At 43.1% G+C, this 15760-nt stretch carries 10 protein-coding genes; 3 read left to right on the top strand and 7 right to left on the bottom strand.

Annotated features, from left to right (window positions below; translation table 11 throughout):
- The first annotated feature begins 831 nt into the window (after nucleotides 1–831).
- Nucleotides 832–1572: a dienelactone hydrolase family protein gene (locus HWQ58_RS18685; protein WP_292865691.1), complete on the top strand. Its 741-nt coding sequence runs from the start codon at nucleotides 832–834 to the stop codon at nucleotides 1570–1572.
- Nucleotides 1573–1598: 26 nt separating this feature from the next.
- Here the strand turns inward: HWQ58_RS18685 and HWQ58_RS18680 are convergent, their stop codons facing one another.
- The 5 genes from HWQ58_RS18680 to HWQ58_RS18660 are packed head-to-tail and all read right to left on the bottom strand — an operon-like array spanning nucleotide 1599 to nucleotide 5450.
- Complete coding sequence (locus HWQ58_RS18680) at nucleotides 1599–2558, bottom strand: N-acetylglucosamine kinase (protein ID WP_292865688.1); 960 nt, start codon at nucleotides 2556–2558, stop codon at nucleotides 1599–1601.
- Nucleotides 2559–2572: 14 nt separating this feature from the next.
- A complete protein-coding gene (locus HWQ58_RS18675; protein WP_292865686.1) occupies nucleotides 2573–3844 on the bottom strand; it encodes an AmpG family muropeptide MFS transporter in 1272 nt (423 codons plus the stop codon).
- A 30-nt stretch (nucleotides 3845–3874) separates the two neighbouring features.
- Nucleotides 3875–4915: a glutathionylspermidine synthase family protein gene (locus HWQ58_RS18670; protein ID WP_366838210.1), complete on the bottom strand. Its 1041-nt coding sequence runs from the start codon at nucleotides 4913–4915 to the stop codon at nucleotides 3875–3877.
- A gap of 54 nt (nucleotides 4916–4969) precedes the next feature.
- Nucleotides 4970–5137, bottom strand: a complete 168-nt coding sequence (locus HWQ58_RS18665) for a hypothetical protein (protein WP_292865684.1) — start codon at nucleotides 5135–5137, stop codon at nucleotides 4970–4972.
- 7 nt (nucleotides 5138–5144) lie between these two features.
- On the bottom strand, nucleotides 5145–5450 hold the full coding sequence (locus HWQ58_RS18660) for a hypothetical protein (protein WP_292865681.1): 306 nt from the start codon (nucleotides 5448–5450) through the stop codon (nucleotides 5145–5147).
- 190 nt (nucleotides 5451–5640) lie between these two features.
- On the opposite strand from HWQ58_RS18660, the gene HWQ58_RS18655 reads away from it, so the two are divergent.
- Together HWQ58_RS18655 and HWQ58_RS18650 are read left to right on the top strand one after the other, a co-directional pair.
- On the top strand, nucleotides 5641–8625 hold the full coding sequence (locus HWQ58_RS18655) for a valine--tRNA ligase (RefSeq protein ID WP_292865678.1): 2985 nt from the start codon (nucleotides 5641–5643) through the stop codon (nucleotides 8623–8625).
- A 168-nt stretch (nucleotides 8626–8793) separates the two neighbouring features.
- Nucleotides 8794–9228 (top strand): hypothetical protein, encoded by a 435-nt coding sequence (locus HWQ58_RS18650; protein ID WP_292865694.1) that lies wholly within the window; start codon nucleotides 8794–8796, stop codon nucleotides 9226–9228.
- Nucleotides 9229–9338: 110 nt separating this feature from the next.
- Here HWQ58_RS18650 and HWQ58_RS18645 read toward each other — a convergent pair whose 3' ends face one another.
- Both HWQ58_RS18645 and HWQ58_RS18640 read right to left on the bottom strand, forming a co-directional pair.
- Complete coding sequence (locus tag HWQ58_RS18645) at nucleotides 9339–13913, bottom strand: cadherin-like domain-containing protein (RefSeq protein WP_292865675.1); 4575 nt, start codon at nucleotides 13911–13913, stop codon at nucleotides 9339–9341.
- Between the two features lie 64 nt (nucleotides 13914–13977).
- On the bottom strand, nucleotides 13978–15081 hold the full coding sequence (locus HWQ58_RS18640; protein WP_292865671.1) for a TIGR03032 family protein: 1104 nt from the start codon (nucleotides 15079–15081) through the stop codon (nucleotides 13978–13980).
- Nucleotides 15082–15760 lie beyond the last annotated feature (679 nt).

Here is a 15760-nt window from a genome sequence, read left to right as displayed (position 1 = left end):
GTTATTTCGGCGAACTCATTTGTTATTTCGGCGAACTCATTTGTTATTTCGGCGTCTCTATAACGCAATACGGTTCAGTTAAGGCTAAAACTCTTTGTCAAAGTCAGTTTTTTGAACGTAGACGCGGAGCGGCTTGCCGCAGGCTACCGCAGAGGCACAGAGGACACAGAGAGAAGAAAAAAATGCTTAACTGAACTGTATTGCTCCATAATGCACCCTACGAAACAACTAGAAGAGTTGAATCCTATGCTGGTCATACTTGTGTGTACACCGTAGTGCAAGGGAAGGGGAGTAAGATTCAAAGCTTCTCTCCTGAAAGGCTACAGTGTACACATAAGTCGAATTACCCCCCTTAGTCCCTTCTTGCAAAGGGGGGAAACAGGAAATCTATTTCCCTCAAAAATCAACGTAACCGAAACTCGCCGATAACTTCTTACAAAGGGGAAAACAGGAAATCTAGTTCCCTCACGCCACATGCTTCAAGTCGGCAAAGCCGCCCAACGCAGTGGCTCCCCTTTATAAGGGGAGGGTTAGGGTGGGGTGATTTGCAAACTGAAAACTCCTATTATTGCTTTGGCGTTACTGAATCAAGGGATGATTCTTGTAGGGTGGGCAACATGAGCGCCCCGATATACAAAGGACGCTCATGTTGCCCGTCTCACAAAACTAACAAAATCATCCCGCAAATATGCAACGCCATTGTTTTCTTTCATTGACAGTTAGTAGCCTATCCTGATGCTGGAAAAACTTCAGGTATTTTGTAGATGCGGATGAATGCCTTACGGCAGTAGGCTGCTCTAATGACAGCAAGCGGAACACGGAGACAAAAAAGTGCAAATCACTAAGCGCAACGTTGAGTTAAGAGTAGATGGCAGTTTGATGCGTGTTTATGTTGCAGCTCCCAAAGCAGCAGGAAAATACCCTGGTATTGTCTTCTACAGTGATATTTATCAGTTAGGTGATCCAATGATTCGTCTAGCTAACTACTTAGCAGGATACGGCTATGTAGTAGCAGCGCCAGAAATTTTTCACCGAATTGAGCCAGTTGGTTTAGTAATTGAGCCAGACGATCTTGGACGAATACGGGGTAATGACGATGCGCGTCGAACCTCCGTAGCTGATTATGATGCCGATTGCCTTGCTGTGATTGAATTTCTGAAAACAGAGAGTGCGGTTTCTCCCAATCAAATAGGCACTCTAGGATTTTGTATTGGTGGACATTTAGCTTTCCGCGCCGCATTTCAAAGCGAAATTCGGGCTTGTATCTGCTGTTACCCTACTGGTATTCCCAGTGGTAAAGTGGGTAAAGAGGTAGCTGATACAATCCAAAGGGTAAGTGAAATTGAAGGCGAGATGCTAATGATATTCGGTACTCTTGACCCTCATATACCAGATAGCGATCGCCAAACCATAATAAAAGCAATTGAGAATGCTAACATACCTCACCAAGTTTTTTTGTATGAAGCAGAGCATACATTCATGCGCGACGACGGTTATCGTTATGATTCTACTGCTAGCACCTCAGCTTGGTTTGAAATAGTAACTTTTTTGGGGCGCATATTTGCAGAGTGAAAACTTATATTATTGCTTTTTTCGCGTCAATTTTGAGTTGTCTGCAACGCTAACAAACCAGCACCATAAGCAGGTTCATATCTCGGAAATATCACCTTTACTTCAGGAAACTTCTTAATAATTGATGCTGCAAATCTTTCATGGATCTTGCATTTCCCCTGCCATACACTTCCTGTTGTGACTACTTCTAAAACTGAGTCGGCAGTAAAAATTGCATCAATTACTGTAGATGTAGCTTTTACTAACTCTTTTACAGCATTATCAATGATAATATTCGCTACTATATCACCTGACGCTGCTGCAAAATCTACAATTGGTGCTAAAGCCGCTATCTGTTTCACTCCCCATTCTCGCCGATATATTACTTCTATTAAATCTTCTATACTTTCCAAATCAAGATGCTGTTTGAAATCCTCTAGCAAACTCGTTGATATTTCCCGTCCATCATAAGATTTTAATGCTGCATTCATGCCAGCGATCGCAATTTTATAGGCACTACCTTCATCTCCTAAAATATACCCCCAGCCGCCGACTCGCTTGGTATGTCCCTGATGATTTCGCCCAAAAATTATCGAACCAGTACCTGCTGCAACCACGATTCCTACAGGCTGACCAATTCCACCAACTAAAGCAATTAAAGCATCGTTACAAATTACAATATTCGCTGGCTGTAATGCCCAAGTAATAGGCAGAAATTTGTTATTTTGTAACTCTTTAACTAAACCTTTTACTACTTCGATATCTGCTGCACGATCTACACCAGCTAAACCCAAACATATCGCGTCAATATTGACAGTATTTGTAATTATTGCTGTTTCAACCGCATTGTGAATTGCTGATTGAATAGATTGTAGAGTGGCTTCAATACCTATACTCTGATAATTAGATGGGCCTGCTTCACCACGACCTAGTACTTGACAAAAATCATTCATTAGTACACAAACAGTTTTGCTACCGCCGCCATCTATTCCCAAAACATAACTCATGAGCGGTAATAATGTTAATTATTCTGACGCTTTGGTTCTTCTTTTAAAGGTATAAAAAATAGAGCAATCATCCCAGGAATGGTCAGCAAACAAACCAAAATAAAAAATAATGGATAGCCAAAAGCTTTTTGCAGATAACCACTAATTAAACCTGGTAGCATCATTCCTAAAGCCATAAAGCCAGTGGAAATAGCAAAATGAGAAGTTTTATATTCGCCTTGGCAAATATACATTAAATAAACACTAAAAGCTGTAAATCCAAACCCATACCCAAACTGCTCTAAGGAAACCAAGGGATACACTAATGTTAATGAAGGTTTAGTGTAAGCCATATACACATAAAAAACATTAGGTAAATTCAAAGCTAAAGCCATAGGAAATAAACATTTTTTTAATCCATATCTAGAAATTAGCAAGCCTCCTAAAATTCCTCCACAAATCAGAGATATTACCCCAAATGTCCCGTAGACTAATCCGACATCTGATGTTGATAGACCTAAGCCACCTACTTCTGGTTTATCCAATAAAAATAAAGAAGCTATCTTGATAAGCATTGCTTCACCAAGTCTGTATAGTAAGATAAATGCTAAAATATTTATGATTTTATCCTGAGCAAAATATGAGCTAATGATTGACCAAAAGGGTATATTTTCCCTAGCTTGTATTTGTCGCCGATTATCTGATTCAGGTAAGGGTAAAATTAGGCGATGCGAAATAAACAAAATTGCTAAAATTAAAGCTGATAAACCAATAGCTATAGTCCAGCTTAAAGCAATGTTATTGAGAGATATTTCAAGCTGACCTGCTAAGACTACTAATATTCCAGAGCCAAAAATGACAGCCATTCTATAAAACAGTGAGCGAATGCCAGCAAAAAAGGCTTGTTGTTCTGGAGATAAAGCCAGTAGATAGAAGCCATCTGTGGCAATGTCATAAGTTGCAGAAATAAATGCTCCTATTGTTAATGTTGCAAGGGAGATAAAAAAGAAATTTGGCAGTTGTAAGGATAAGGCTATCAAACCTAAACAAGCGAACATGGCAAATTGGGTATAAAGTATCCATTTGCGTTTGGTAGAGTAAATATCAACGATTGGTCCCCAAAACATTTTGATGACCCAAGGTAGATAGAGAAAACTTGTCCACAAGGCGATTTGAGTATTATCTATTCCCAGTTTTTTGTAAAAGATTACGGAAACTGTGTTGATGATAACGTAAGGTATGCCGGAGGCAAAATATAGCGTGGGTATGTATGTCCAGGGCGAACGGCTGGTAGTTTGAGGTTTCATGTTTGCCTCTAATTCTTGATGATATTAAAATTAGCATCCAATAGGACACCAATAGGATAAGTTATCTGTAATTTCCCCTTCAGAAAGGCGGATTCCTACACCTCCAGATATAAACTTGTCATTACCATCGTTATATAGCCATGCTCCCCAAACCTGAGTCATTGACTTGCCATCAATTTCTAGTTTAGGAAACTCTAATAATTCTTGATACACATAATTCTGTTGTGTATACCAAGGATCATTATTACTACTACGCGCCGAGATATTTCCTGAATTAACTGCAAACCCTCCTTCACCTTCTCTTCCTAAAATAGGTTTGGCAAAGTATGAATTACCTATTCCTGTTGTACTCAGTGATGTTTTAGGAAAATATTCCCAGACTGTCCCAGCATCTTTGTCAGAAAAAAAGTCATATCCCAAATCTGTAATTAGGGCAAATACACTCTTTGGTTGCAGTGCAAAAGCAGAACCAAAGTTCACAATCACAATTTTATTCTCAAAAATTAGTTGCTCTAGAGCCGGCCATAATCTTTCACCTTTCTCATCAGTATCATGGATTAGCCATTCCACCGGATACCACATAAAAAGTATATCTATTGGTTTTTGCGTTCTCTGGTCAAATAGATATTCACCATCTTTGATGCCAAGATATTCTAAAGGTAAAATGGCACTTTTAGACTCCAAGTAATTGCTCAACCATCGCATAGTACCTAAATCTTCGGCATTATTCAAAGCTGTAAATGCTATACGACAGTCTGTAACTGGTTTACGCAAATTTAATGCGACTCTATTGACATGTTGATTGAGTGTTATTTTTAAGATTTTTTGAGCATCTAAATCTGGTTCTTGCAATCCAAAATGTCTGGCAACTTTTTTATTGCCATCTGTACACTCAAACCAAAAGCTAGGAGTTTGGGGATTAGTTTCTACTACTTTTTTTATCCCCGTTTCTTGATTCCAGCACCAATCAAGACGCATACAAAATGGTGCGAATAAGTCATATTTAACTAACTTAATAGTAGCTTCAGGAAATCCATAATAAAGTAGTGTATCTTCATCAAGAGTACGAATAATTTTCCACGTTTGGGTTAGAATACTACCGACTAATTCCGATGCTTGCTGGATTTATTGTATCGTCTGTGGTAAAACTTGATGGCAATAATAAAGAGCGTAAGGTGTTTCTTGATCAGTTAGAGGTATACCTGTTCCTTCTTCAATCGGAGCAAAGTTATACCAACCCATTTTCATTGACTGAAATAGACACTTTCGTTGAGGACTGTTGAAAATATTCATAACTCTCTTATCCACCCGCATGACCACCGCGACCGAAACTACCAAAACCACTACGACCCTTGGAAGAACCACTGGAAGTCCCGACCTCCGATGAATTACCATAACCGGATCTTCTAATGCTACTACCACCAGAGTAACCACTCGATCTGCCGCTATTATTAGATGAGGGAGAACAGTTATCGGCTTGTTGATTTGGCGACGTTGTGGCGCTGCAATCTGACTGTCTTGCTTCTGGGGTTGTCGCACAAGAAGCAAGTAGCGATACAGTCATAACTAACACGATGAGTTGAAATAAACCTGGTTTCAATTTCATGAGTCTTTCTGAGCGAATATACAGATGTCAGCTACGGAGTTTATTCAAGATAACTACAAGGGTCAAAAATAGATTTCGTATTTTCAGATTTTTTAAGGGATATATCCACGATTTCGAGAATTGCTAAACAAACCCTCTCCAACCCTGTGGCAAAATTTATTAGAGTCCTTCCATAGTTAGTTTGCCCCGCATGACCGCAACCATTCCCAATCTGCCCAGTCTCTACGACCCTTTTTCCACTGAAGCCAAGTGGCAAAAATTCTGGGAAGACAACCAAGTTTACAAAGCTAACCCCAACAAAGGCGGCGAACCTTATTGCATCGTGATTCCGCCGCCGAATGTCACCGGCAGTTTGCACATGGGTCACGCTTTTGAAAGTTCGTTGATTGATACCCTCGTGCGCTACCACCGGATGCAGGGGCGCAATACCCTGTGGCTACCGGGAACTGACCACGCCAGCATTGCTGTGCATAGTATGCTGGAAAAGCAACTCAAGACAGAGGGGAAGACTCGCTACGAGTTGGGGCGTGAGAATTTCCTAGAACGCGCTTGGCAATGGAAGGCAGAGTCTGAGGGAACAATTCTTAATCAGCTACGACGCTTGGGTGTCTCGGTGGACTGGTCACGGGAAAGGTTTACCCTGGATGAGGGTTTATCTAAAGCTGTTGTTGAGGCGTTTACTCGTCTTTACGAAGAAGGCTTAATTTATCGTGGTGAATATTTAGTTAACTGGTGTCCAGCTTCTCAGTCGGCTGTGTCTGATGTGGAAGTAGAAAATCAAGAGGTTAATGGAAATCTCTGGCACTTCCGCTATCCCCTCACCGATGGTTCCGGTTTTGTAGAGGTGGCGACAACACGACCAGAAACGATGCTGGGTGATACGGCAGTAGCAATTAATCCCAATGACGATCGCTACAAACATCTCATCGGCAAAACTGTAACTCTGCCCATTCTACAACGAGAAATTCCCATCATTGGCGATGAATTCGTTGATCCCACCTTTGGCACGGGTTGCGTAAAGATAACTCCCGCCCATGACCTGAACGATTTTGACATGGGTAAGCGTCACAATCTGCCGTTAATCAACATTATGAATAAAGACGGCACTCTCAACGCCAATGCTGGGGAGTTTCAAGGACAAGACCGCTTTGTTGCTAGAAAAAATGTGGTTTCTCGCTTAGAAACAGATGGCTTTTTGGTGAAGATTGAAGATTATAAGCATACTGTTCCCTACAGCGATCGCGGTAAAGTACCTATTGAACCTCTCCTCTCGACTCAGTGGTTTGTCAAAATTCGCCTCCTAGCTGACAACACTCTCGAATTCCTCGACCAGCAAACTTCTCCAGAGTTTGTCCCCCAACGCTGGACAAAAGTCTATCGTGATTGGCTAGTAAAACTCAAAGATTGGTGTATCTCTCGCCAATTATGGTGGGGACACCAAATTCCGGCTTGGTACGCTGTCAGTGAAACGGATGGGCAAATTACCGATAACACGCCCTTTGTGGTGGCAAAATCGGAAACTGAAGCTTGGGAGAAAGCCAAAGCGCAATTTGGCGAAAATGTCAAGTTAGAACAAGACCCAGATGTGCTAGATACTTGGTTTTCTTCTGGACTCTGGCCATTTTCGACTTTGGGCTGGCCGGAACAAACTCAGGATTTAGCAACTTACTACCCGACTACTACTTTGGTGACAGGCTTTGACATCATCTTTTTCTGGGTAGCCAGAATGACCATGATGGCTGGGCATTTTACGGAGAAAATGCCTTTCCAAACAGTTTACATCCACGGCTTGGTGCTGGATGAAAAAGGCCAGAAGATGTCAAAGAGCAAAGGTAATGGCATTGACCCATTGTTATTAATTGACAAATATGGTACTGATGCCCTGCGGTACACCCTAATTAGGGAAGTGGCTGGCGCGGGTCAAGATATCCGATTGGAGTACGATCGCAAAAAGGATGAATCAGCATCGGTGGAAGCATCCCGCAATTTTACTAACAAGTTGTGGAATGCTGCCCGGTTTGTGATGATGAATTTGGATGGACAGACGCCGCAACAATTGGGGAACCCAGTAGCTATCGAATTGAGCGATCGCTGGATTATCTCGCGGTATTATCAAGTTGTCAAACAAACCACCAATTACATCGATAATTACGGTTTAGGGGAAGCAGCTAAGGGATTGTATGAATTCATCTGGGGTGATTTTTGCGACCAGTATATTGAACTGGTGAAATCCAGATTGCAAGCAGATGCCGATCCAGCATCGCGGCGGGTAGCACAGCAAACCCTTGCCTACATATTGGAAGGAATTTTGAAACTGCTTCATCCCTTCATGCCTCATATTACCGAGGAAATTTGGCAGACTCTCACCCAACAACCAGTAGATTCCTCGCAAACTTTAGCCTTACAATTCTATCCGCAGGTGGATGCAAATCTGATTGATTCAGCTTTAGAAGAACAGTTTGAATTGCTGATTGGCACTATCCGCACAATTCGGAATTTGCGGGCTGAGGCGGATATTAAGCCAGGGGTAAAAATAATAGCGAATTTGCAAACTGAAAGTGAGAAGGAGCGGGAAATTCTCACGGCTGGACAGTTTTATATTAAAGATTTGGCTAAAGTTGAGACTTTAACCATTACTGACAAGCAAAAAAGCCAAACTGTTGCAGCTAAAAAACCTTACAAGGGTTTGAAGACAATTGGTTTGATTATTGTAGCCATTATCTTTGGTAAATTGGGTTTAGCTGTGGGAAATGCCATTGATGACATTCCCCTAGTTGGAACTTTCTTTGAACTAGTTGGTTTTGGTTACACAGCTTGGTTTGTTAGCCAAAATTTACTAACTGCTCAAGCAAGACTTAGGTTATGGAGACAGTTTTTTCCGCAGACAGAATCACAACAGCCACAAGAGCCAGAAAATGCGATCGCTGGCGTGATTGGTACAATCCAAGTGCTTATTCCCCTTGCTGGTGTGGTAGATGTTGAAGCTGTTAGTGCCAAACTACAAAAACGCCTGAGCAAGGTAGAAGCAGAAATTAGCGGTCTACGTGCTAGATTAAGCAATCCTAAGTTTGTTGAACAAGCACCTGCTGATGTAGTGCAAGCCGCGCGGGATGCCTTAGCAGAAGCACAGAAACAAGCAGAAATTTTGCGCGATCGCCTTAAGGGGTTAATCTAGACATAGCCTGCGTGGCTTAGGATAACTGTAATGGGTAATGGGAGTGTCAATAATTCCCAATTACCCATTACCAATTAACAAGATCCAAATATCAATGGTACTTATTTTTTTATTAAATTTTTTTGAATTTTGAATGCGTGAATTTTGAATTGGAGCGAAGCGACTCTCATGCTATATCTAGCCCAGGTGCGTAAAAACGATTTTTTAGACCAGCACCAGTTACGCTTATTGGCGCGTCAAGAAGCTGATAATTTGTGGGCGATAATTCCAGAAGAGACTCCTATTCTGCTAGGAAAGGGAAAGATCATGAGTGAAAACTTGCTTGTTTTAGTAGAACTTTCCCCTACAGGCGACATTGAAAAACTAGAAGATGCCACCAACTGGGTACTGCATCTGGTACAAAGCTACCTCACCATCGGCATTACCCCAGAATTTTTGCAGCACGAAGCCGAACGAGCAGAACATTGGCGACAATCCCTGACATTGCAAAACCAAGACTTAGCGCGGCGTTCCTTAGAATTGGAAGCCAGACGCGAACAAATTCAAGCCTTAGAAGAAAGCCTCAAACGCGAGAAAAACGGTTATTCCCAAGAGGAAAGTTAAAAGTTTGTAGTTGTGTTGCACTCAAATGTGTATTTATGACAGATTACCCAGCAAGAGTTGATCTGTCTCTTACTGGGTAATCTCTCAATCCTTGCTATAGTTAGCTTTCGCTAGGCAATGACAGTAATATTTGCACTACTAAGCACTGCCTGATTCGAGAACAGGGCAATTTGAACTTGTGCAGCCTTACCAATCCCATCTGCGTCAAAGAAAAGATTACCGGTAGTTTGATCGTAGATAAAGCGATCGCTTCCTGCGATCGCACTGGTACCAAGTCGGAACAAGCTGGCATTAAGCGTAGTATTCTGAGATTGGCTAAGTGCGAATTCTATCTTGGAAACGAAGATAGTATCATCTCCAACAGTAAAATCAGCGATCGTATCATAACCTCCACTACGGCTACCAGCCAGATCAAAACTATCTTGTCCAGTTCCACCAGTCAATACATCTCGACCAACTCCACCAGCAAGTAGATCATTACCTGCACCACCGAACAAGGTGTCATTGCCTAAGTTACCAAAGAGGCTATCATTGCCATCTCCTGTGCTCAAGATATTAGCGGCATTATTTCCCGCCAAAATGTTATCAAGGCTATTACCAGTACCATTGATTAACCCACTTCCAGTCAGAGTCAAGTTCTCCAAGTTATTTCCCAACACCCAATTCACCGAAGAATTGACTAAATCTGTACCTGCATTTAAGCCTTCAGTAATAACATCGTTCAGGTTGTCTACGATGTAAGTATCATTGCCAACTCCACCATTAAGACTGTCAGTCCCTGTGCCTCCATTCAAGGTATCATCGCCTGCACCGCCTAACAAGGTGTCATTACCTGAGTTACCAAAGAGGCTATCATTGCCATCTCCTCCGCTCAAAATGTTAGCGCCAGTATTTCCAATCAGAATGTTATTAAGACTATTACCAGTACCATTGATTGGCCCGCTTCCAGTCAGGGTCAAGTTCTCCAGGTTATCTGCTAACACACAATTCACCGAAGACTTAACTAAATCTGTGCCTGCATTTAAGCCTTCAGTAATAGAATCGTTCAGGTTATCCACGATGTAAATGTCATTGCCAGCTCCGCCATTAAGAGCATCAGCTCCTAAACCTCCATCCAAGGTGTCATCACCTGCACCGCCCAACAAGGTGTCATTGCCTGCACCACCAATCAAGCTATCATTGCCATCTTCTCCGCTTAAGATGTTAGCACCAGTATTTCCAATCAAGATGTTCTTAAGGCTATTACCAGTACCATTGATTGCGCCACTTCCAGTCAGGGTCAAGTTCTCCAGGTTATCTGCCAACACCCAATTCACCGAAGACTTAACTAAATCTGTACCTGCATTTAGGCCTTCAGTAATAACATCGTTGATGTTATCTACGATGTAAGTGTCATTACCGATTCCACCATCAAGACTATCAGCTCCCAACCCTCCATCTAAGGTGTCATTGCCCACACCGCCCAACAAGGTGTCATTGCCTGAATCACCAAAGAGGTTATCGTTGCCACTTTGTCCACTCAAGATGTTAGCAGCAGAATTTCCAATCAAGATATTATTAAGAGTGTTACCAGTACCATTGATTGCCTCAGTTCCAATCAGAGTCAAGTTCTCTAGGTTATTTCCCAACACCCAACTCACCGAAGACTTGACTAAATCTGTGCCTGCATTTAAGCCTTCAGTTATCGAATCGCTCAGGTTGTCTACGATGTAAGTATCATTGCCTTTACCACCGATGAGACTGTCAGCTCCTGCACCACCATCTAAGGAATCATTTCCATCACCGCCATCAAGAGTGTCGTTATCACCTAGTCCTTGGAGCGTGTCATTGCCCTGTAATCCTGAGATGATATCCATATTCATCGTACCAGTCAGGGTGTCTGCACCTGAAGTGCCATTAATCAGAGGAGTGATTTGATTAATGGTCAAGTTGACAGTAGCAGTACTACTGCCTCCATGCCCATCACTTATGGTGTAAGTAAAGCCGTCAGAGCCATAATAGTTTTGGCCAGGCGTATAAGTGTAAGTACCGTTGTTGTTGTTAACTAAGCTTCCTTGGCTAGGTTGGGTGAAGCCAGTAATGCTCAATACGTCACTAACATCGACATCTGTATCATTGCTTAGCAGAGTAGTAGCGCTAATGATAATGGGTGTGTTTTTGTTTGTGGTGATGCTATCGTTAATGGCAACGGGAGCATCATTCACTGCTGTAATATTAATATTGCGGGTAACAGCAGTACTATTAGCCGTACCATCATTAACTAGAAAGCTGACAGTACAAGGTGTGAGACTAGGATTATCACTGCTGTTGGTATAAGTAATGGAACGCAGTGCAGTTTGATAATTAGCAACGGTGGCACTGCCAATTAAGGTTAGAACACCTGTGCTACTGTTGTAGCTGCCAGTAATCCCATTTTGGTTGGTGAAGGCGAGAGTATCTTGAGCAGAGACAAAACCATTGGTAATGCTAACAGTGGCACTAACCAGGTTGGGGGAGTCTACGTCGCTAACGGTGATACCTGAGTCAATGAGTGTAGTAGCATTCTCAGTGTATACTAAGGCAGAATTGGTGGCAGTAGCAACGGGTGCATCATTAACTGCCGTAATATTAATATTGCGGGTAACAGCAGTACTATTAGCAGTCCCATCATCAACTAGAAAGCTGACGGTACGAGGTGTGAGACTAGGATTATCACTGCTGTTGGTATAAGTAATGGAACGCAGTGCAGTTTGATAATTAGCAACGGTGGCACTGCCAATTAAGGTTAGAACACCTGTGCTACTGTTGTAGCTGCCAGTAATCCCATTTTGGTTGGTGAAGGCGAGAGTATCTTGAGCAGAGACAAAACCATTGGTAATGCTAACAGTGGCACTAACCAGGTTGGGGGAGTCTACGTCGCTAACGGTGATACCTGAGTCAATGAGTGTAGTTACGTTCTCGATATATGATAAAGCAGAACTCGTGGCAGTAGCGATGGCTACATCATTTACCGATGTAATATTAATATTGCGGGTAAAGGCAGTACTATTAACAGTCCCATCATTAACTAGAAAGCTGACGGTACGAGGTGTAGTACTGGGGTTATCACTGCTGTTGGTATAAGTAATGGAACGCAGTGCAGTTTGATAGTTAGCAACAGTAGCACTGCCGGTTAAGGTTAAGACTCCTGTACTGCTGTTGTAGCTGCCGATAATCCCATTTTGGTTGGTGAAGGCGAGGATGTCTTCAGCAGAGGCAAAACCATTGGTAATCCTGACGGTGGCACTAGCCAAGTTGGGGGAGTCTGTGTCGCTGACGGTGATGCCTAAGTCGATAGCTGTAGTAGCGTTCTCAGTGTATGTCAGGGCAGAGGCAGAACCAGAGGTAATTGTTGGAGGAACCCCACTGTTATTGTTTAGTTGGGCATATATGCCCTCCCCAGATTTATCCTGACCATAGCTTTGCCAAGAAATTACAAAATCTCCAGTGGCATCCATTGCTACTGTAGGGTTAGCTTGATTGTTGTTGGTGTAAGTATTGACCAGAAATTCGCCCCCTTGAGCTACCCCAGCACTGTTGTAGCGTTGGGCATATATCCCACTGCTAGACCCATCCTGACTATCGCTAGTCCAGGAAATGATAAAGTCCCCATCTGCATCCATCGCTACTGTGGGGTTATATTGATTGCCGTCAGTGTGGGTATTGACTTGGAATTCGACCCCAACAGCCATCCCAGCACTGTTGTAGCGTTGGGCATATATGCCATAGTTAGATCCGTCCTGACCAAGGCTTTGCCAGGAAATGATAAAGTCCCCAGTGGCATCCATCGCTACTGTGGGGTTCTTTTGAAAGCTGTCGGTGTGGGTATTGACTTGGAATTCGACCCCAACAGCCATCCCAGCACTGTTGTAGCGTTGGGCATATATGCCATAGTTAGATCCGTCCTGACCAAGGCTTTGCCAGGAAATGATAAAGTCCCCAGTGGCATCCATCGCTACTGTGGGGTTCTTTTGAAAGCTGTCGGTGTGGGTATTGACTTGGAATTCGACCCCAACAGCCATCCCAGCACTGTTGTAGCGTTGGGCATATATGCCCAAGTAAGACCCGTCCTGATAATAGCTTTGCCAGGAAATAACAAAGTCACCATCGGCATCTATCGCTACTGTGGGGTTATATTGAGAGTTTCCGGTGTGGGTATTGACTTTGAATTCGCCCCCAACAGCCGCTCCAGAACTGTTGTAGCGTTGAGCATATACCCCATCGCCAGACCCGTCCTGACCATTGCTTTGCCAGGAAATGACAAAGTTACCATTGTCATCCATCGCTACTGTGGGGTTAACTTGCTCGTTGTTAGTGGAGGTATTGACCTGAAATTCGCCCCCAACAGCCACTCCAGAAGTGTTGTAGCGTTGGGCATATATCCCAGAGCCAGACCCATCTTGGCTTTGCCAGGAAATAACAAAGTCACCATCGGCATCGATCGCTACTGTAGAGTTAAGTTGATTGCTGTTGGTGTTGGTATTGACTTGGAATTCCCCCCCAACAGCCACGCCAGTACTGTTGTAGCGTTGAGCATACACCCCATCGCCAGACCCATCCTGAGCATTGTCAGTCCAGGAAATGATGAAGTCCCCATCAGCATTCATTGCGACTGCGGGGTTAATTTGATTGCCGATAGTGTTGGTATTGACTTTGAATTCAGCCATGAAAAAACCTCTGAAAAAACTAAAATTTTGATTTCAGCAATTATGCTCTGATTAGACAGATTCCTTAATCATTAGGAATCACTGCACTCGGTCGCAGCCAATAGTTAAACTCTGGTGCAGTAAATGCTTGGCGGATTTCTTTTCGTTCCTGATTTAAAACCATCGGACGCTGCACACCAGCAAGAAACTGCACATCATAAAGTTCTTGACAGCCTGTGGTGAACTTCAGCATTCCCACCTGCTGACCATTTCGCAAATCTACGACTGCCACACCACAAAGCAGCTTCTCAAACCGTTGGGTTATGGGCAACCCTCCGAAAATATGCCGTTCCCGAATCTGGCATAGTCCGACTAGGGCGTAATACCCAACACAGCACAACCCCCGCAGAAATCCAGGGAGTACACAGACTACTTGTTTGTCTCCTGATTCTGGATGAATGCGCCATATTTCCCCAGCACCAGAGTTGAGTAACCACAAAAATCCGTCATGCCAGATTGGGGAATGGGGCATTGATAATCCATCTAAAACAATTTCATTGCTCTCTACTTCCACTACGACCCCACCGTTGGCTTTACTCGCTCGCCATCCCCCGACGGTATCTGTCGCACCGAGGGCAGTCACATATTTGGGTTTGCCATCCACCATCGCTAACCCATTAAGGTGACAACGGTCTTCTGGGACTACTTCGGAAATAAATTTGGGATGCCAGCGCGGTACAAAGCTAAAGTCTGGACTCAAGGCAGAAAGACACGAAAAGCGGGTGTTGACAATCCACAGCCCTTCTCTGCCAAATTCCAGGTCGTGAATGTTCAGGTCGCCTGTAAAATATGTCATCCGTGGCAGGTAGAGGGCATCGTAGCGTCCGGGCTGGTCTTCTAAAAACTTATAAGCTAGTGCAGAGGCATTGGCTAATAAACAGACTTCGTGATGGGTAGCCAGTGCCAGTCGTGAACCATTCACTGCCAATCCCATTGGTTTGGAAAATTGGCGTAACAGCATAGTTATCTGTTCCCCATTCCAGCCTACTAGTGCTAGTTTTCCGGCTTGGTAGGTGGTGATGGCAACTGAGCCTCCGACTTGACTCAGCCAGGAGATAAATCCGCGATCGGCATCACATTGAATTAAGTTATTCTCTTCTGGGGCAGTAGTGGGAAAAGTGGACAACATAAATCAGTTGAATTGAATTTCAAATTTGGTTGAGGAACTTTAGACTTAGTACAGCTTTGCGTAAAATCGTGGCGAATTGAGGGTTGAAATTTAAACGCAAAGGGGCGCAGAGGTAAGCGCATCACGCAGAGAATTCGCTACGAATTAATGAAATGCTGTACTTAGTTAAATACAAAATATACTCACTCGCTCTAGCTGTTAAAATTGAGCGGTAAATCACCAACTACGAACCCCGAAAATTACTAGCACAAACTACTAGTAAAGTACGGCATAAATCCAGCTATCACCTTAATTAAGCAGACAAGTTGCTCAAAGCAACTGGTTAAAGGTGAACAAATTTATGCCAAAGTGTACTAGTGATTGATGTCATTAATTTTGATGAGTTATGAAAGTTTGTAGTCAAGACTAAAACCCTTGACATTGACCGATAAATCGCTCACTACGAATCTCTCAAAATTAATGAAACAGACTACTAGGCGTGCCATCATTGTCAATAAACAAGCCTGTACCAGAAACAGCACCTAAAGGAATCGCCCCCAGATAATGGATCGTGCCGCCATAAAGCTGCACTGGATATAACTTTGCAGATATTTTGAACTTAGTTTTTTATAATGTCCTAGTGGTCAATACCTTTGCCAATTTACGAGGGTTCAACGCCTGTAGACACGTTATGAATACG

The organism is Nostoc sp. LPT (assembly GCF_017115165.1).
Taxonomy (GTDB): Bacteria; Cyanobacteriota; Cyanobacteriia; order Cyanobacteriales; family Nostocaceae; genus Nostoc.
The sequence above is the reverse complement of the archived record's forward strand: the minus strand, read 5'-3'. Positions and strand labels throughout refer to the sequence as shown.

Coding starts and splice junctions, on each gene's coding strand:
- HWQ58_RS18680 (WP_292865688.1), bottom strand. CDS start 2,558: ATGAGTTATGTTTTGGGAATAGATGGCGGCGGTAGCAAAACTGTTTGT.
- HWQ58_RS18675 (WP_292865686.1), bottom strand. CDS start 3,844: ATGAAACCTCAAACTACCAGCCGTTCGCCCTGGACATACATACCCACG.
- HWQ58_RS18665 (WP_292865684.1), bottom strand. CDS start 5,137: ATGAATATTTTCAACAGTCCTCAACGAAAGTGTCTATTTCAGTCAATG.
- HWQ58_RS18660 (WP_292865681.1), bottom strand. CDS start 5,450: ATGAAATTGAAACCAGGTTTATTTCAACTCATCGTGTTAGTTATGACT.
- HWQ58_RS18655 (WP_292865678.1), top strand. CDS start 5,641: ATGACCGCAACCATTCCCAATCTGCCCAGTCTCTACGACCCTTTTTCC.
- HWQ58_RS18650 (WP_292865694.1), top strand. CDS start 8,794: ATGCTATATCTAGCCCAGGTGCGTAAAAACGATTTTTTAGACCAGCAC.
- HWQ58_RS18645 (WP_292865675.1), bottom strand. CDS start 13,913: ATGGCTGAATTCAAAGTCAATACCAACACTATCGGCAATCAAATTAAC.
- HWQ58_RS18640 (WP_292865671.1), bottom strand. CDS start 15,081: ATGTTGTCCACTTTTCCCACTACTGCCCCAGAAGAGAATAACTTAATT.